Source organism: bacterium, from assembly GCA_040755755.1.
Lineage (GTDB): Bacteria > SZUA-182 > SZUA-182 > DTGQ01 > DTGQ01 > DTGQ01.
Window position 1 is genome coordinate 67364 of the sequence record JBFLZW010000006.1, and the last position, 18907, is coordinate 86270.

Annotated in this window: 12 protein-coding genes; 7 read left to right on the forward strand and 5 right to left on the reverse strand. The window is 47.9% G+C overall.

Annotated features, from left to right (window positions below):
• Positions 1-12: 12 nt before the first annotated feature.
• From AB1611_02645 to AB1611_02665, 5 genes are all read right to left on the reverse strand, one after another.
• Positions 13-1068, reverse strand: coding sequence for an NYN domain-containing protein (locus tag AB1611_02645; protein MEW6378489.1), 1056 nt, complete (start codon positions 1066-1068; stop codon positions 13-15).
• Between the two features lie 164 nt (positions 1069-1232).
• On the reverse strand, positions 1233-2033 hold the full coding sequence (surE, locus tag AB1611_02650) for a 5'/3'-nucleotidase SurE (protein MEW6378490.1): 801 nt from the start codon (positions 2031-2033) through the stop codon (positions 1233-1235).
• Positions 2034-2035: 2 nt separating this feature from the next.
• Positions 2036-3169, reverse strand: coding sequence for a DNA polymerase III subunit beta (gene dnaN / locus AB1611_02655; GenBank protein ID MEW6378491.1), 1134 nt, complete (start codon positions 3167-3169; stop codon positions 2036-2038).
• A 49-nt stretch (positions 3170-3218) separates the two neighbouring features.
• On the reverse strand, positions 3219-4280 hold the full coding sequence (locus AB1611_02660; GenBank protein ID MEW6378492.1) for a hypothetical protein: 1062 nt from the start codon (positions 4278-4280) through the stop codon (positions 3219-3221).
• A 340-nt stretch (positions 4281-4620) separates the two neighbouring features.
• Positions 4621-6819, reverse strand: coding sequence for a hypothetical protein (locus AB1611_02665; protein ID MEW6378493.1), 2199 nt, complete (start codon positions 6817-6819; stop codon positions 4621-4623).
• 455 nt (positions 6820-7274) lie between these two features.
• Between AB1611_02665 and AB1611_02670 the strand changes: the two genes are divergently transcribed.
• From AB1611_02670 to AB1611_02700, 7 genes are all read left to right on the forward strand, one after another.
• The gene (locus AB1611_02670; GenBank protein MEW6378494.1) at positions 7275-9107 is read left to right on the forward strand and encodes a CocE/NonD family hydrolase; all 1833 of its coding nucleotides are present in this window, start codon (positions 7275-7277) and stop codon (positions 9105-9107) included.
• A gap of 161 nt (positions 9108-9268) precedes the next feature.
• Positions 9269-10735: an MFS transporter gene (locus AB1611_02675; protein ID MEW6378495.1), complete on the forward strand. Its 1467-nt coding sequence runs from the start codon at positions 9269-9271 to the stop codon at positions 10733-10735.
• Complete coding sequence (locus AB1611_02680; GenBank protein MEW6378496.1) at positions 10732-12114, forward strand: hypothetical protein; 1383 nt, start codon at positions 10732-10734, stop codon at positions 12112-12114. Before AB1611_02675 ends, AB1611_02680 begins: the two co-directional genes overlap by 4 nt.
• A gap of 481 nt (positions 12115-12595) precedes the next feature.
• A complete protein-coding gene (locus AB1611_02685) occupies positions 12596-13747 on the forward strand; it encodes a caspase family protein (GenBank protein MEW6378497.1) in 1152 nt (383 codons plus the stop codon).
• Positions 13748-13960: 213 nt separating this feature from the next.
• Positions 13961-14863 carry a DUF4384 domain-containing protein gene (locus AB1611_02690; GenBank protein ID MEW6378498.1) on the forward strand — a complete coding sequence of 301 codons (903 nt, stop codon included), beginning with the start codon at positions 13961-13963 and terminating at the stop codon, positions 14861-14863.
• Positions 14864-14925: 62 nt separating this feature from the next.
• On the forward strand, positions 14926-15285 hold the full coding sequence (locus AB1611_02695) for a hypothetical protein (protein MEW6378499.1): 360 nt from the start codon (positions 14926-14928) through the stop codon (positions 15283-15285).
• A gap of 85 nt (positions 15286-15370) precedes the next feature.
• Positions 15371-18907, forward strand: a complete 3537-nt coding sequence (locus AB1611_02700) for an Ig-like domain-containing protein (GenBank protein ID MEW6378500.1) — start codon at positions 15371-15373, stop codon at positions 18905-18907.

Below are 18907 nucleotides of genomic sequence, written 5' to 3' on the forward strand. Positions count from 1 at the left end.
TTCTCAATGTTGTCAGGACTTTTCCGGCTGGTTCTTTTCCTGCTGGTTCTTGGCGTAATTATTCGATGAGTCCTGAATCAGTAATTCCTCGGTTATCGGATAAAACCGGTCTGCGATTTCTTTCAGGTCAATGGCTGTATTATAGGCAAACGAGACGATTTCCACCCGAACACCTCTCTTCTGAAAGAGCTTGACAATGGGCACAAAATCTCCGTCTCCGGTTGCCAGGATCAGAGCGTCGACTTTATCAATCATATTCAGGATGTCGATCGTCATGCCCACATCCCAGTTTCCTTTGGCAAACCCGCCAGTACCGGTTTTTAAATCCATGGTCCGTACTACATAGCCGATGCTCTTGAGCAGCGAAATAAATTTAGTCTGATCAATGTCCGGGGTCTGGACAATATAGGCGGTTGCCTGGACCAGCGTGCGGTCACCAACCGTGGTTTCCAGGAATTTTTCATAATCCAGCCGTCCGTTATAGAGGTTCTTGGCCGAATAAAACATATTCTGCACATCCACAAACAGAGCAACCTGTGCATTTTTCCCTGTTCTGTGCTTGGCCCTGTTAGCCAGCCTCATCTTTTTTTCAATATCCTTGTAATCAACAGGAATATCACGGATCAGCCCCTTCAACCGGCTGATCAGGTCATACCGCTCGGCAAGGGCAATCTCCACCATGTAGGCTATCTGCTTTCTGGCTTCCTCATATTTGGAAATTACCAGGCTTCGCTCCGCCTTGAGGGCAGCCAGTTCCTTCTGTTTCTCCTTCTCTCTGGCCAGCTCTTCTTTCAGCTCTTTATTTTCCTGCTCCAGTTCCTGAACTCTGTCGAGTTTCTCCAGAATCGATTTCGTTCTCTTTTTGAGTTTCTGATTTTCCTGGGCAAGCCGATTCAGGTCTTGTTTCAGATTATTTTTGTCCAGGATAAGCTTTTCGATAGTCTTTTTGAATCTTTTATTTTCGCGGTACTGAAACTTGCTTCTCTCGAGTAACTTAGCTCGTGTTTTTTCTGATTCCTGTAATTCTGCGGATAAATCGGTCGCCTTGTCGTCAATTAGCCCATCCATTTTTCAATTATCACCCATGAGATAAGGTTGCGAATCAATTATCCATAAGCTCATGTCCTGATTGCCGTCCTCATATACCGTGGAGCGAAATTTATCAGCAGCAGTCTACCTTCATCACTGGTTGGTTGACCTGTCATGATCATATGAGGGTTCATGTGCATGGATTATTTATCTTTGCCGAGGTCCAAGATCGGCCATGTCTGTAACGAATGCATAAATTGATGATCCGTCAGATCAAAACGGATCGGTGTTATGGAAATTTTACCCTCCCGAACGGCATCAACATCGCCTCCTCCTCCTTCCTCCGGAATCATTTCCTCAGCATCAAGCCAGTAATAGGTATTGTTTCTTGGATCGGTTCTCTTTTCAAAACAATCCTTCAGAAAGCACCTGGCCTGTCTGGTTATGGCCACTTCGGGAAACCGGTTCGATTCCAGGGATGGTACATTAATATTTAAAAGTGTGCCGGCAGGCAAGCCCTGATGGAGAATAGTCAGAGCCATCTTCCGGGCAAACCGGGCGGAAAGAGCGAAATGAGCGGGGTCCACCGGGGCCAGTGACACGGCCATGGCCGGGATGCCCAGCATCGCAGCCTCTACGGCAGCGGATACCGTACCGGAATACATGAGATGCACACCGGTATTCAATCCCCAGTTTATTCCCGAAATAACCATATCCGGCGGGGATTCCAGAAGGACACTGATGGCCAGTTTCACACAGTCCACCGGAGTTCCGCTTACCCCATACCCGTAAAACCGATCGCCTTTGTGGATCGTCTCGACTCGCAAGGGATCAGAGAGGGTAATAGAGTGACCGCAAGCGCTTCGCTCCCCACGGGGTGCAACAACGATCACTTCGGCAATATCGCCCACTGCCTGATACAGAGCATACAGACCTTCTGAATGTATCCCGTCATCGTTGGTTAATAATATCCGAATTTTTTTCCTGTCGCTATCCTTTTCCATGACTAAAACTCATCTTCAAACAGCTTGATAGGCATAATGAGATAGAGATAATCGCGGTTATCCACCTGGCGGATAATCCCATGAGAGTTATGGTCGCTCATTTCCAGAACCACCTGCTCTTCATTGAGGATATTTAAAATATCCAGAATAAAGTTTGAATTAAATCCAATCTCCAGTGGTTCTCCGTTATAGTTAACCGAAAGCTGATCTTCAGCATCTCCTACCCCAAGGTTCTGTGAGCTGAGGAAAAGGGTTCCATCCTCAAGTCTCAACCGGATATACTTTTCCTTTTCCTCGGTAAAAATCGAGACTCTTTTGACCGACTGCCGCAGCTCCTGGCGGTTGATCTGTATCACCTTGTCATTCACCTTGGCAATTCTAGGCCGGATATTCGGGAAGTAGGTCTCAAGCAGACGGGAGAATAATTCTACGGGGCCGATTTTAAAAACTGTCTGATTTTCGAAAAATCCTACCAGAACGCTGTCATCACTACCTTGTGAGTCATCCAGAATCCGCTTCAATTCATTCATTGATTTTTTCGGCAAAATCACCTTGATCTTCCGGCTGAACTCGCTGATCCCCGGTTTTTTTATATACGAGAGCCGGTGTCCATCCGTCCCCATCATTTCCATGGATTCCCGGTCAATCTCCAGCAGTGCCCCATTGGGCGCACTGAGATGCTTTTGCTCAACCAGGGGGACGGTGATATTGATTTTCACGATCATATCCCGCAGAGTCTCCCGGGGAATGGAAACCAGCTTTTCCATCTCATAAACCGGGAAGGGAGGAAACTCTTCTGCCGGCAGTCCGGCTAAATGGCAGCAGGTTTTCCCGCAGGCAATTCTGACCAGGTTATTTTCCTCCAGAGAAACATGGACTTGCTCTCCTTCCGGCAACTCCCGGAGGATATCGGCCAGCATCCTGGCTGACAGGCAGATACTCCCCTCCTGGAAAACCTGGGCCTCCGCTTCCCCCTTGATTCCCAGCTCCAGATCCGTTCCATACAGATAAATCCGGTTGTCCAGTGCCTGAACCAAAAGATGGGACAGGATAGGCATGGTCCCCCTGAGGACAGCTACATTATGAACAGTATTAACACCTCGTAAGAATTCATCTCTGCATATGCTCAATTCCATATGGTATTCTCCCTGCAAATGCTATATTTCTCATTACTCCAAATAAACACTATACTGCATAACCCACTGAATAGCGAACAGGACGGACATCTGCAACCGACGGCTTCGGGATCAGCAGTTGACAGGCAATGGTCAGCCACCGATAATCAGGATTCAGAGGCCGTGATTTACCATCTGCCGGGGGCTTCGAATGGATGGTGCGTTCATAGGTTATCAGAAAGATAGCCACCCCATAGTCCTCTTCCCGATGAATGAGAAATCCATTCTGGAAAGCGTCAAGCGCCATATTGTTTGCTTTCGCCACCTGAGCCATCTCCTCGGAATTTAATTTGATCAGCAGATAGCGGGATATCTCACCATCAGCTATCCTGGTCAGGGTTCGGGAACTGGACGAAGCCACGTAAACCGTTGACAGAAAGTCCAGTTTCCGGCTGAATTGGGCTGCAACCACAGCAGCGGCTCTGCGGCCTCCTGCGGTATGGTGAAACCCATAACATTCAAACAGCTTTTGCTGCACCTGTTCGGCGTATTTTTCCCCCCGCTCATAGAGATCCCTGGTCAGATAGCCAAGCTCTTTGCCCATATCTTCCGCAGCGCTGGCTATGGGCCAGTCAATTTTAACATGAAAATGAGAAAGCAGGTACCGATTTTTCAGCCGGGATGTCGGATCTTTCTGGAGCAGGAGAGCATAATCGACCGGCAGCAGGGAACGGCAGAACTGGCTGAACTGATAACTCTCAAAGTATTTGAGATTCGGGTAAAAGTCACCATGAATTTCAACATCTACTAAATGAGAGGCCAGGTTGTCCCTGGCCACTTTGTTGGCATCAAAAAACCGGATATACTTTTTATCACTACTGGGCAGGGTCCCTTCGTAAAACAGGACCAGGAAACTATTTTGATACTGATATTCCCGTTCGGGAATCCGGGCTCTTGGTTTTAATTCCCTCTTTTCAACAAACGGGTAGGGCTGGTTTCGGCTCTGATAATTTCTGAATGAGTCAACGAGCGAATATTCGATCAGGTCTCGATCCAGTCCATCCCGTAAAACCTCATAGAGAGATCTGCCTATCTTTTCATTCAGGCTTAAGTTCAGTCTTTTAATCGCCATAAACTGTAAAATTAAGAGTCAGAAGTCAGGAGCCAAAAGACAGAACAAATACTTTTTCTTCTGCCTAACCCCATTGATTATTCGAATAAAACTCAAAGGCCAGGAATTTATTATATAGCTAAAATGTTTTTTCTTCAAGCGATTTTGCACATCAGCCCCAAGTTTTCATCGAGGCCGAAGATCAGGAAGGAGGGAAGAATCATGGTCTATGAATCGTACTCAGGCACAAGGCACAAAGGGGCAAAGAAGATAAAAATGAATGCTGAGCAATTAAGCAGCAAACAGGCAAGGAAACTTTCTGCCTCTGTGCCTTTGTCCCTTTGTGCCTGAGTAGTTGTTACTATACTTTAAAATTGAGGCTATATTCTTTTGTCAAAATATTATTCCCTGATGAACTAAAAATAGCGCCAATTGGAATTATTAACTTATAAGCGCTGCCGGATTCAAAATAATTTGATCGTATATTCAAAATATTTTTATTAATAAATTTATTAATAGAGATTATCATGCCATTTGATTTCTTAATTATAATATTATTATAAACAGCTCCTTCTTTAATATTCTCGGCAAAATCGATAACAACAGGATGATTAATCTCCAAGGTCCCGCCTTCCTTAGGAATAGATCCAATGATTCCCAAGCCTGGATATGCGTACTCATATAAAATAGAATTTGTATCTTTTCCTGTGTCATTCTTATATTGATTAAAATCATCAGTAGTATAAATCCTATGGTAATGCCAATTTATTACCGGATCACCATCTTTTTCATAATAGTAATTATTATCAAGAATTAGATTGTCAAGCACTGAGCTATCCCACGTCATTCCTACACTCCATTCTGACGCATCAGAAAAAATATTATTTTTTATAATAAGATTTGCAACATTTGCTATAGAAGATAAAACTAAATGCCTTCCATTTACTCCATCAGGTCGCTGGTTATGCCCCCATCCTCCGCCAGCATTAAAACAGATATTATTTTCAAAATAAATATCGTGGACATCAGGAGTATTAAAATTATCATAAAATTCAAAAGAATATTCACAGTTCCAAATTTTATTGTTTCTATAATAAATATTATATTGGATATTATCAGCTCCAGATCCTTGATTCGTAACGGCAGCATCATATATCTCCCAAATATTGCAGCCTTCGACCAGATTGTTGCTCGCCGCATTCCAGAATTCTATAGCGTTTCCAGCTCTGGCAACAGTATCTGTGCCTGACCAATCTCCTCCTCCAATAAAATTAATGTCGCAATTTCTAACTACAATATCATGTGCATATCCCCCTCCTATACCACCAAACGCCCCGTAAGCCAAATGTAAATCTTCATAAATAATATGATGCTTATAAGTTTCATCTATTATATTTCTCGATAAAGCACATTCTATATCGCTATAAAAAGTTGCCGGATTTTGGATAGAATACAAGCTGACTGTCATGTTATTGTTATCATACCAGAAATCGCCCTGGTTGATTAAATCACCTTCTGCCCAAACTTTTTTTCCTGTTGATAAGCCATCGTTGAAAATAATATTCCCGACATCGACAAGAAAAGGAGTTTCCTTCAGTTCCTTAAAGCTTACCGAATCAATAAAAAAATCCGAGTTTTCAGGCAAGGCATTGCCCATGAAAAATACCATTATTGCATCTGAGGCAGTTCGATTGGATTGATAATAAAGTTTATATGTTTTCCAATCCGTATTGATGGAAGCAGATAATAATTGCTTCTGCCTGGCTGGATTATAGGGGTACATACTCCAGTAATATTCAGAATAAGGGCTTACTCTCTGAATAAGAGTAACGTAAGGAATGGTAAATGGCGCGGTAGCTTTAGCCCTGAAACTCAATTCATAATATTTTCCCCTCACGATTTGGGAAAGCTGCGCGCTCAACTGAATGCTCGACTCTCTGTTACCATTATTGTCTCCGCAAGTCAGCTTGTAGGCTGCCGGAAATGAATCATAAATTCTCATATCTCTTACTCCGGTTACCTGAGCTCCATCAGCTCCCCATAATCCCCAGTTAGCGATATTTTGGGTAAAAGTAGGGTTCAGCAGCAGCTCACTGCCATTTGGAACAGGAAATTTTGTTGACCAAATATTTCCTCCCTTATCTACCCAATCAGACACATTATTTTTTTCCTGCGATCCAAGCAGAATCGGCTTATTTCCGCTGCCATAAGAAGTGTATTTTATGCTTCCACTCGCATCTCCGCTTGAAGGATACAAATTTTCTCTCCATACCCCTCCTTTTTTAAAATGTATTATATCGCCGGGAGAAAAATCGAATTCATTTACTTTAGCTATTGACTTCCAGGGAGAAGAAGGGCTTGTCCCATTATTGCTGTCATCTCCGGCATTGCTTACATAATAATTTTTCGAAATAGAAGATGTATAAACCAAAGATCTTTCTACCGGCAATTTATATTTACAACTTCCAAAAATATAAATACAAACAACCGCAAATAAGACGATAGTGGATGCCAAATTAAAAGACTTGAAACCTCTTTTTAATAAATTTTCATTAGACATATGCTTATTCCCCCATAAATACGCAAGAATGAATTCCAGCCAGGTTAACCTGAAAGCTCACTTCGGGCAAAGGAGTCAGTAAGGTGCGGTACTCAATTTTGGAGATGAAACAAACAGCCTTACTCCTCTGGACAACCCAATATCCAAAAGACGGCTGAAGCTGTGGATGACCAGGCCGATGGTGTCTTTCTCAAAGAAAAGGGTTGATCTATTTATAATATAATATATATATAGATGTTTGTCAATATAATGGATAAATTAAGTATTAATTAAAAAACCAAATACAGCGTTCTTCTCCGGATTGTTTGGCAAGTACTTTTCCTGGAATTAAATGCCCAATCCGGTAAACGATCACTGCTGAACTTTCCATCACAATTAGCTCAATTTATACCAATCTGCCGATTGAAAATGCATGATAAACAGTACGTACATGCATAAGGAATTAAGTAAAAATTATGACCAAACCAAGCGGCAGTTGTCTGCTCCCTGTTCCTCCTTCGTCTGAGCGGGTCAGGACCAATCAGGTCATTGTTACCCGGGAAGGAATTGAGCTTTTTGCTGATCTTTATATACCTTCAGGCGATCCGCCCTTTCCGGCAGTAATCGAGATCACTCCTTACTGCACCCAGGGGCTTGCCAGGATCGGTGAGATTTATGCCGCCAGAGGCTATCTTTTCCTGGCGGTCGATAGCCGTGGCCGCTACCGTTCCTCCGGAGTCTGGTCCCCCCTGACTTATGACCGGACCGATGGACAGGAAGTTATCCGGTGGATGGCCCATCATGAGCTCTGCAATGGACGGATCGGCACCCGTGGTCATTCTTACAGCGGTTATAATCAGCTTCTGGCTGCCATCGATGCGCCTCCTGAGCTAAAAGCAATGGTAGTGGGGGTAGCGCCGGGTGATCCCTTCGAAAATGTACCATTTCAGGGTGGGGCTTATGATCTGAACGATTTTTTCTGGCTTATGAGCATGACCGGACGGGTCTGCACTAACGGAATTGAAGAGGAAGATGCCGGGGAGGGGAGATTCGAATTCGAGGAGGAGAATGAGGGCAAGCAGGCCGAAACAGCGCAGGACCAATCCAGAGAGGATCAGGAAGAGGATGAATTTGACCTTCTTTTCGACCACGCACTCTCCAGCCGGCCTTTGCGTGACATGGATCTTCGCTTTGGCGTCCGTCAGGAAACTTTCCGGGAATGGATCAGCCACTGGCAGCTCGATGATTTCTGGAGAGCCCGCTCAGTCGGTCCCCGCCTGGATCGCACGGCAGTTGCAACCCTCCACATCTCGGGCTGGTGGGATGGCAATGGCCGGGGCTCGACAGCCTTTTTCAAGGGAATGCGTCAGCGGGCGGCCACAGCAGAAGCCAGAGAGTCGCAAAGGCTTCTGATCGGGGCCTGGGACCACGACACGGCAGCTCCTGACTGCGAAGATTTACCTGAAGAGGAAGCTGCAATGATCCAGCGGGCAGCGCTTCGGAGCCCTCTCAACGATGAGCTGGCCTGGTTCGATCAGCATCTTTTGGGTATGGATCCCGGCCCCTCTACCAGGTCGAGAGTCACTCTTTACCTGACCGGCCTTCATTGCTGGATGGATTTTGAGGACTGGCCCCCTCCAGACACCCGGCCAACTGACTATTATCTTGGCGCTGCACGGAGCGGGCGTTTTGGCAGCCTCCGGAGCAGTGCTCCCGCCAGGGGGCCGCAGGAATCCACCTATCTCTTTGATCCGGATGATCCTACTCCTTTTGCCCATCCCGATATCGACGGCGAGCGGATGCCTTTTGATAATGCGCAAATCGAGGAAGAGCGCACCGACATTCTCCTGTTCGATACTGTACCGATGAAAAAGTCATTGACGCTCATCGGCGAGTTGTCACTCATTCTCTATGCCCGGTCGGATGCCCCGGATTTTGATCTGTGTGCGAAGCTTCTGGATGTATACCCGGACGGCCGGGCAATCTACCTGGCCGATGGCATCATCCGGGCCCGCTTCAGAAAAGGGTGGGACCGGCCCGAACTGGTAATGCCGCTGGAGACAGCCGAATATGTCATCGACTTATGGCACATCGGGCATGTCCTTCAACCCGGTCATGCCCTGAGGCTGGAAGTCTCTTCAGGTGCCTTCCTGCGCTTTGATATCAATCCCTGCACAGGAGGCAATCTGGCCGATGAGACCGGATGCCGGAAGGCCAGGGTGACCATCCTGCACAGCCCGGACTATCCGTCACGGCTCATTCTTCCCATCTGCCATGATCCACGCCTTGCTGAGTTTGGGGAGGAGTAAGGGTATCGTACGCAAGAGAGAATGAAATATAAATACAAATACAAATACAAAGACAAATACAAAAGACACCACAGAGACACAGAGGCACAGAGAAAAACAAATGAGTGACTTATTCAGGGGATGGCTTATAACCGTGGCTGATTTTCTGAGGAGGAACAAGGGTGGCCAATAGGCAACTTTTCTGGCCGGGCAGGGAAGAGCGGACGCTGGTTGGCCGCTTTTACCTTGCCAGCAGCCTGAGCGAGGCAATGAATGTTATTTTCCCGTTCCAGTTCATTTATCTCTATCTGGTCATGGAATGGCCGGAATGGGCCATTCTTCCAACCCTGGTAGAAACGGTCACCGTCTGGCTGATGGAAATCCCAACCGGCATCGTGGCTGACCGGTGGGGCAGAAAGCTTTCGGTGATCAGCGGGGATCTGTTGAGTGCCATCTCCTGGGTGATCATTCCCCTGGCTGTATCATTCCGCGGCCCGGCTCAGTTATATATGGTCTGCGCCTGTTTTTTTCTGGAGGGAATCGGGCAGACCCTGGTCTCAGGTGCCGAAGATGCCTGGGTAGTGGATAATCTGGCCAGTGCCGGAAGGGAAGATTTGATGGAGCAATACTTTGCCAGAATCAGGTCTTTCAGCTCTCTTGGCGGAGTTATTGCCGGAAGCCTCTCGCTGCTGCTCCTTCTGGTCAGCAGAGTGGACCGGAGCACCCTGAACTTTTTATGGTACATCGCAGCTTGCGGCCAGCTCATCTCGGTCGCCATCTCCCTGACCATACCCGAACATCAGCCCGAAGGTGATCAACCGGACTATGACCAGGACGAGGCTGATGAGCTTGAAATGGCACCTTTTCTCGACCGGGCCAGGCAGGGATTTTCTGCCATCTTTCAGTTCCGGCCCCTTTTTTCATTCTTTCTGGCCCTGTGTGTAACCTCCTTTGCCGGCTCGATCACCGGCGAAGCCTTTGAGATTTCACTCCTGACCAAGGGGCTGGATGCGCGGGGTCTTGCCCCCCTTGGCGTTATCGGAGACCTTACCGGCATGGTTGTGCCGCTCTGGGGTGTGGCTATTTCCCAATGGCTTGGATCAACAGCCAGCCTGGTGCTCTTTGTGCTGGTTCCAGCCGGCGTGGTATCGCTTTTTTTTGCCCGGCCAGGGCTTTTGCTGGTGGTCGGGCTCTACCTGATTTTCAGCATTGTCGATGACCTGTGGGACCCGGTTGCGGATGCACGGCTCCAATCCCTGATCCCCTCATCATGCCGCGCTACAGCCGGATCGATCACCAACCAGGCAACCGAACTGGCAAATTCGGCAGGCATCGGAGCCTTTGCCCTGCTCCTTGGCAAGCACAGCCGGGAACTGCGTGAAGCCACACCGGACCTTATGGAGGCTTTCTCCGGCGGAGCATCGACCAGACCAAAGGTCCCCAAAGGGCTCTTCGGCCTGCCGGTTCCGGACCTCGCTCTGGTGCTCTTTACCTTTTTCGGTCTTGCGGCCATTCCGTTCCTTGTCCACAGCCAAAGGAGCGGTTGTCAGGACGAGGAAATCATGAGTCGCCGGGCGAAGAGCACATGTCAGGAAAAAAGGAGCAGATGTCAGGAGAAGACAAGTAACTGTCAGGAGGAAGAGATATGAGGCTTGCTTTCGGTCCACAAAAGGCTGAAACCATTGTTTCAACTGAGTCATCACCTGAGCGCGACCGGCTGCTTGAGGTAAAGCGGGGGCTTGATGAAAAACTGACCCGCTATAATCCGGGCGAGCTTTTGAGCTGGTGGGTGGCTGAGGATGCCTTTGAGCTGCCGGATGAAACGATCACCGGGCTTCGCCGGGGCGGAGAAGCCTTAAACCGCTTTTTTCAGAAGGCCAATGACCTGTTCTACCGTGAGCCGTGGATCCAAAAGCGCCTGGAGAAGAAAATTTCCCCGCATTACCGGCTGCTCAACCGGGCACAAATCCAAGCCCTCCCCAGAATGCCCCGGCCCGATGTAGTCCTTGACCGCAGGTGGCAGCCGAAATTCGTGGAGCTTGAAATTACCGTCGGATCACGGGCTGATACCGCTATCATGGCCGAGGAGTATGGCCTCAATCATCACCGCGGGCTGATCAGATCCTATGCGGACTTTGTCAAAACCTACTGGCCGGACAAAACTCTGGCTATGGTCACTGCCCCCCACCCCTTTTTCCTGGATCTTCCCGATGACGCCAGGGCCTTTGCCTCAATGCTCCGGCGGGAGGGTATTCCGGTTGTGGTCCTGACCGGTGAGAACCTGCCCCATCTTCGGTTTGACGGCCAGAGGCTGCTCCTTTACCAGCGCTCCGGCGACCCCATACCGATTCACCTTATGGACCGGTTTATCGATATCTATGAAATTGCCGAGCTGCAGCACCCTGGCATGGCCGCCATTCTCGATGCCTATCTGTCCGGTGCGGTTGTCGATGTGAACACCTGCAAGCAGTTTCTGGATGAAAAGGACTGGATGGCCATTTTCTGGGAGGAAGGAATGCGAAGTATCTGGCGCGCTGAGCTGGGAGAAGAGCATGACCAGGTACTGCGCACCACCATCCCCCGGACCTGGCTGGTCCGCGAAGGACAGCAGGTGGAGCTGCCCGGGGGAGAAAAAGTGCCGATTCTCCGGCTGGGAGACATTCCAGCCCAGGAGCGGCAATTTGTCATCAAGGAAAGCGGCACATCGACAACTTCTTCGGGAGCCCAATCCCTGCGGGTGCTCTCCGAGATGAGCAGGAAGGAGGTCCAGGAGCTGCTGCGAAGCCTGATGAAAAGCAGGGTTAAATTCATCATCCAGGAGATAATCGACTCGCCCAGAGTCAGCTTCACCGCCCTTGACCCCGATGATGACCGGGTAATCACCCAGCATGGAGCCCGGCTCAAACTCAGCGCCTTCTACTGCGACGGCAAGCTGATGGATATCAGGCTGGTGGCCAGCAATGCCAAACTGGCTGTCAATGACCAGGATTATGTGGTCGGCGTGGTCCGCTATGACGGAGAGGAGTAAGAGGGAGCGAGTGCGAAGAGAAGGCAATCTGATACCATTTCGACATTCAACTGCAGCATAAGTAGAGAATTCAGAATTCAGGAGTCAGGAGTCAGAATTCAGAATAAGGCTTTCGTTTCTCCTGACTTCTGACTCCCTTGGCCGGTTTATGCTCAATTTCAGGTGAGAAATGGTATGAGTAAGTTAACATTGTCAAGGTAATCCATATTGAAAATTTGATTATGTTATGTTATACTATATGTGCTATATGGATAATTTATCGATTTTCCGGGTTTATAGTAACCTTTATATCCCGTATCTATTCAATTCAATATCACAGGTTAATGGCTGTAAGGAGTTGATTTAAGTGTTAAATAAAACGCCAAAAGCATATCATATCTGTCTATTCTTTTGCGCCTTTATTCTTTCATGCAGTTCTTCGCTCAAGCAGTCGCAAAAAAAGCTGCCGCTCAGATTTGTTGGACCGACACTATCTAAAGGCGTGGATACCAGCGGCTCAACAAGTACCCCTGTGGAACCATCGAGCACATTTTCGGCTGAAGACGCTCAGGTTATTGCCCACCTCAAGATTGAAAACCTCACCGGGAAACACCAGTTGCGATGGGAGTGGTATAATCCGGACGGCAGTCTCTATTGCGCTTCTCGTAATTTCCCCGTCGGGGCTTCCAAAGGAAGGTATCTTCCCCAGGCGAGTGCATGGCATAAGTTATCTGTTCATGGTGACAAGGCGCAAACCTGCCAGGGGCAGTGGGTGGTAAAGGTCTTCTGTGATGATGCCCTCATAGGGTCTGCACCCTTTTCGCTGCAGGCACCGGCAGAGGCGGCAGACCTCATTCAACTGCCCAAGGACCTTTCCGTGAAGCCCTATCCCAGGGATTGGGGCCTCATCATCGGCATAGAAGATTATGCTCATTTACCCAAAGTGGAATATGCCAAAAAAGATGCCCTGATTGTAAGGGATTATTATATGAAGATTTTGGGAGTTCCGGAAGAAAATATCATTTTTCTCATAGACGGCGATGCAACCAAAGCCAGAATAGAGGGTTATCTCAGAAAGTATATCCCCAATAATGTTGATAAAGAGACCACACTGTACGTCTACTTTGCGGGACATGGTGCCCCGGACATCGAACAGGGCGATCCCTTCCTGGTTCCTCACGATGGCGATACTCAGTTTCTGGCACAGACAGGTTATAGCCTGAAAACCTTCTATCAAGACCTGGATAACCTGAAGGTAAAAAAGGTTTACGTGTTTCTCGACTCATGCTTCAGCGGCGTGGCTTCCCGGGCTGCTGGCATGCTGGTAAAAGGGCTCAGGCCAGCCCTCATCCATGTCAAGGATGTACCGCTTCAATCTGAAGCTGTCGTGGCTCTCAGTGCCTCGCAATCAGGACAGGTCAGTAATGCCTATCCTGAAACAAAACATGGGCTTTTCACCTATTTCCTCCTGCGGGCACTGCGGGGTGAAGCGGATGAAAATGATGATCACTGGGTTAGTGTGAAAGAAGTCTTGAATTATGTAAAAAGTCATGTCTCACGGGTTTCACACCGAATGGGCGCGGATCAAGTCCCTGCTATCGCTCCTCCTCTGGAAATACTCAAAGATGCAGCTATCAGCAGGGTACTGAAGTAACTTTGGAGAAACCAGGCCCTCGGAATTATCACAGATGTTCCCCATCTTGTATGGGAGCCTCTCCTCAACTCCTCCCCCTTGATGGGGGAGTCTGGGTGGGGGTGATGGTTATCTTCACCATCCTCATGGAGAAAAGGAACATGGGGAACATCGGTAAACGTCACATCTTTTCCATCGGGAAACCCGCATGACCGTTGAGCAGGCGAACGTAAGATGTCAGGCAGGAAGAGTAAAATCAGGATTACAACTAGACCTGAAGTATGGATTATTGTTATCCTGCTATACTGCATAGTCATCCCTTCCGTGCTTACGGCCCAAGATGTCACCTGGATTACCGCTGAAGGCACAGCCCCCCTGAAAAATACCGGCAAAGAAGAGGCCAGAAAACTGGCCCTGGAAGATGCCCTCCATAAAGCCCGCGAGAAAGCCGTAGCTGCCAATGTTTCAGCCCAGACCCTGATCGTTAATCTCAGACTCTCAGGCAGTATACTTGGCGCCATACCCTACGGCAGGGTAATTGAGCAGACAATAATCGAAGAGGGCGTCGAAGACGTGCACAAGGGCGATGGGAATAAGGAAGGTAGTCAGGTGTACAGAGTCAGGATAAAGGCACGGGTTGCCGAGGAAACAACAGGCCAGGATCCCGATTTCAGGCTGGAGGTATCACTCAACAAGTCCAGCTTCACCGAGGGCGAGGAGATGGTGATCACCATCAAAGCGACACGGGACTGCTGCCTTGCGGTTTTCAATCTCTTTGAGGATGATAAAATTCTCAGGCTTATCCCCAACCGGTTCAAACGGGATGTCCTGCTCAAAGCCGGTCAGCCCTTTCTTTTTCCCGATCAGAATGACATAAAAAAGGGCATAACTCTCAAAGTACATGTGCCGGAGGGCAGGGAAACTGTCAGAGAGTCATTCTATGTCCTGGCGCTCAAACAGCCCTTCCATCTCATCAACAATGACCAGTACCAGGAAGGCATTTTCGGCCTCTACAACGGCAAGGCAGCACTTATGAGCGATCTGATCGGGGAAATTGTTGATATCCCCTTTAGCCAGAGAGCGGAACAATTAGTGTCATATCAAATCAGGAAAAGCAGCAGGAGGATGTCCAATTAATCAAGTTCGATATTCCTGTCCACTGGTTAAATTCAGTATCCTCGTTTATCAGGAGGTGTTAGATGAACCTTTTCAGAAAAACCGTCGGATTAGTGGCCATTGCTTCAATCGTTGGCCTGCATTTTCCTCAGATAAGCCGTGCAATGCAAAATCCACCCTCTTCAGAAAGTGATAAAGCGTTGGGTATAACAGAGCATGATCCTGAATTCCTTGCCCCGCCTGAAATCGAAATACCTGTTGAGACCACAATAGAGGGGAAAAAGAAAGAGAAGAAGAAAACAAGTAAATGGGTCTGGATCGGGGCCGGGGTTCTGATTACCGGCGCTATTGCCGCAGCAGCGAGTGGCGGGGGTGATGGCAATAGTGGAAAGTCATCGCAACAGGGGGAAGGAGAGATAACCGTTCAATGGAATGAACAATAACCCTGGGATAGAACCAGGTCTTAAAAAGACTTTTGATCCAGGCCAGGCCAGGATTGGTATATAAGAGCAAGTAAAGGAAGAGACTATGAAGTGCCCTGACACGAGGATTCATCGTGATTTACCAATAGGTCGTATAGTAGGTATCTATGGTGCATTGTGTGCGCTGCTTATTCTCCTTTCAGCCTGTGGTAGTAATTACTCTGAAGATACTGGTCATAACACAGGCTCGATAGGCTTTAGCCTCACCTGGGAGCGTCCTGAACAGTCTCCTGTCATTGGTCAATTCCCTGCCATTCGGACCAAAGCAGCGCCGGGCGGTGATTGTTGTGAAAGCTATGGAATAGAGTATATCAATGCTTATGTTTATAACGCAGCAGGTAAAGAAGTCGCTTCCAGAAACTGGCCCTGTTCTGCTGGACAAGGCACAATCTCCAATGTGCCTTCAGGAACTGGCCTTCGGGTCAGGATTGAAGGCACCATTACTGGCGCTGTTGTGTGGGAGGGGGAGAGAACGGGCATTTCCGTTATGGCTGGGCAGAGCACAAATGCAGGGGTAGTCTCTATGTCATATAAAGGCACTGATAAAACTCCACCAGTAGTTATCTCTTCAGTTCCCCTGAATGGAGCCATTGATGTTCCTCTTACCCAACGTATAACAGTCACTTTCAACGAGGACGTGGCTCCACCCTCAGTGAATACCACAACTTTTACCCTGGTCAGTGGCTCAACCCTGATAAGAGGCATAGTGACCTATGATGCTGACAGCAAGACCGCATCCTTCATACCGGCTGGCGGCAGCTTTTCTCCCTCGACAGCCTATACAGTAACTATAACCAATGGGGTGGAGGACAGGGCTGGCAACTCTATGGCCTCAAATTATATCGGGAGTTTCACTACCGTTCCTCTCCAATCAGGCAGGACCCTATGGGCCTGGGGATGGAACGAGGAGGGTCAATTAGGAGATGGTGCCAATACTGATAAGAATACCCCTGTCCAGATCGGGACTGATAACCAATGGGTATCAATCGCAGCAGGATGGGCTCACACGGTAGCCCTTAAATCAGATGGAACCTTGTGGGCCTGGGGAAGGAACGATGTAGGCCAATTAGGAGATGGCACCAATAGTGATAAGAATATCCCTGTCCAGATCGGGACTGATAACCAATGGGTATCAATTTCAGCAAATAGCGAATCCCATCATACCCTAGCCCTGAAATCAGATGGGACCTTATGGGCTTGGGGAAGGAACGATGCAGGCCAGTTAGGAGATGGCACCAATAGTGATAAGAATACTCCTGTTCAGATTGGGACTGATAACCAATGGGCAGCAATCGCAGCAGGATGGGGTAATTCGCTAGCCCTGAAATCAGATGGAACCTTGTGGGCCTGGGGAAGGAACGATGTAGGCCAATTAGGAGATGGCACCAATATTGATAAAAATACCCCTGTTCGGATAGGGACCGATAACGAATGGATAGCAATTGCAGCCGGAGGCAAACACACGGTAGCCCTGAAATCAGACGGAACCTTATGGGCCTGGGGAAGGAACGAGGAGGGTCAATTAGGAGATGGTACCAATATTGATAAGAATACCCCTGTTCGGATAGGGACCGATAACAAATGGGTATCGATTGCAGAAGGGGGCTTTCACACCATAGCTCTGAAATCAGATGGGACCTTATGGGCCTGGGGAAGTAATGGTAGCGGCGAATTAGGAGATGGCACCAATATCGGGAAGAATATCCCCGTTCGGATAGGGACCGATAACAATTGGGTATCAATTGCAGCAGGATGGTTTTATACTACAGCTCTAAAATCAAATGGGACTTTATGGGCTTGGGGGAGTAATGGTAATGGCAAATTAGGAAATGGCACATATATTGATAAGAATACCCCTGTCCAAATAGGGACTGATGCTCAATGGATATCAATTGCAGCCGGATATTGTCATACTGCAGCCCTTAAATCAGGGAATATTGCTCATCCTTCTGCACCCACGCAGGTAAGTGCCACAGCAGGAGATGCAAAGGTAACTATAAGTTGGCAGCCGGTTGAAATAAAATATGAAATAAATAGCCCTCCGGAAAACATTGCTTACAATCCTGCCGGGAGTGGATATCCTGATCCATCGGAGTCAGATCCAGGGTGGGGTGGCGGTAGCTGGCCTTGGCAAATGATCGATGGTTTGCGATGGTATGAGGGGCAATGGCAGGGGGGACTGGCGTTCACCGGTGGGACATCGAGTTGGGGAGGACCTTGTGGATGGAGGCAGGCAACAATAAACTTCGGAGAACCCAAGACATTTAACAGAGTTGCAGTATGGCATCACGGTTGTGGACATTTACCCAATACCTACAAAATCCAATACTGGGATGGAACAAACTGGATAGATGTATTTTCAACCGGCAGGGGACATGACTATCTGCCATTTCCAGAATTGTGCTGGTCAACGCCTACCGTAAATCTGTTCGATCCCGTAACATCGGATAAGGTGAGGCTTACCTTAAACAACTGCGATATGGATCATGGTTGGATTTATGAGCTGGAGGTATATAATAACCCTCATCCTATCCCTGTATCATACGCTATTTACTGGTCGAAAAGTCCTGGAGTATCAAAGACCAACTATGAGGGCAAGATTGACGATATTACTGCCACCTCGTACACTCACACTGGCCTTATAAACGGCACGACTTACTATTACAGAGTCACAGCGAAAAATAGTTCGGGAGAAAGTGATATGTCAGATGAAGTATGGGCTAAGCCGGATAAGGTTACCTGGACTGAAAAGACTCCTATGCCCAATCCCGTTAGTGCTTTTGGTTATGCAGTGGTAGATGGAGTTATTTACATCATTGGCGGCGATAGCTCCGCGTCGAGCACGAGCACTGTCCAAAGGTACAATCCGGCAACTGATACCTGGCAATCGGACACCGATCATGGTGGAACCTTAGCACCTTTACCAAAACCAAGGTCGTTATTATTTTGCGGTGTTATAAATAGAAAGATCCATGCCATAGGCGGGTGGGAGAATGGCTCTTATAAAGGTGATCATTTCGTTTACGAACCAGATACCAATACCTGGCAAACCGGCCCATCAATTCCTCAGTGCCCTATCGGTCAATTTTCAGCAACCATAAACAACAAAATATACGTTTTTGGAGGATGGAGGGGAATTTATAATAACCTTGTTTTCGAATATTCTGAAGAAACTGGTTGGTCTTCGAAGAGTCCTATGCCAACTCCAAGGAATCATGGGATTACTGGGGTATATGATGGAAAGCTCTATGTGATTGGAGGCCAGGGTGGACAGCCAGCGCAACAACAACCTTTGGATGTGGTTGAAATATATGATCCCCAAACTGATACCTGGTCTACTGGTTTAGCACCAATGCCCAGTCCGCAACATTGGTTAGGCAGCTCTGGTTCTCCAGTGCTCAATGGAATAATCTATGTTCTTGGGCCAGGGAATACAGCGTATAGTTACAATCCACAGTCTGATTCATGGGAAATACTGAATTCAATGCCTGATCCCACTTGCTCAGCTTCAGGAATTTCTGCAATCAACGACTCACTCTATGCAATAGGACCAAAACATACTTTCAAAGGCATACGTAATTAG

Bases quoted from the DNA above. Each gene is read 5' to 3' on its own strand.
- AB1611_02645 (MEW6378489.1), bottom strand. From the start codon at position 1,068: ATGGATGGGCTAATTGACGACAAGGCGACCGATTTATCCGCAGAATTA.
- surE (MEW6378490.1), bottom strand. From the start codon at position 2,033: ATGGAAAAGGATAGCGACAGGAAAAAAATTCGGATATTATTAACCAAC.
- dnaN (MEW6378491.1), bottom strand. From the start codon at position 3,169: ATGGAATTGAGCATATGCAGAGATGAATTCTTACGAGGTGTTAATACT.
- AB1611_02660 (MEW6378492.1), bottom strand. From the start codon at position 4,280: ATGGCGATTAAAAGACTGAACTTAAGCCTGAATGAAAAGATAGGCAGA.
- AB1611_02665 (MEW6378493.1), bottom strand. From the start codon at position 6,819: ATGTCTAATGAAAATTTATTAAAAAGAGGTTTCAAGTCTTTTAATTTG.
- AB1611_02670 (MEW6378494.1), top strand. From the start codon at position 7,275: ATGACCAAACCAAGCGGCAGTTGTCTGCTCCCTGTTCCTCCTTCGTCT.
- AB1611_02680 (MEW6378496.1), top strand. From the start codon at position 10,732: ATGAGGCTTGCTTTCGGTCCACAAAAGGCTGAAACCATTGTTTCAACT.
- AB1611_02690 (MEW6378498.1), top strand. From the start codon at position 13,961: ATGTCAGGCAGGAAGAGTAAAATCAGGATTACAACTAGACCTGAAGTA.
- AB1611_02695 (MEW6378499.1), top strand. From the start codon at position 14,926: ATGAACCTTTTCAGAAAAACCGTCGGATTAGTGGCCATTGCTTCAATC.
- AB1611_02700 (MEW6378500.1), top strand. From the start codon at position 15,371: ATGAAGTGCCCTGACACGAGGATTCATCGTGATTTACCAATAGGTCGT.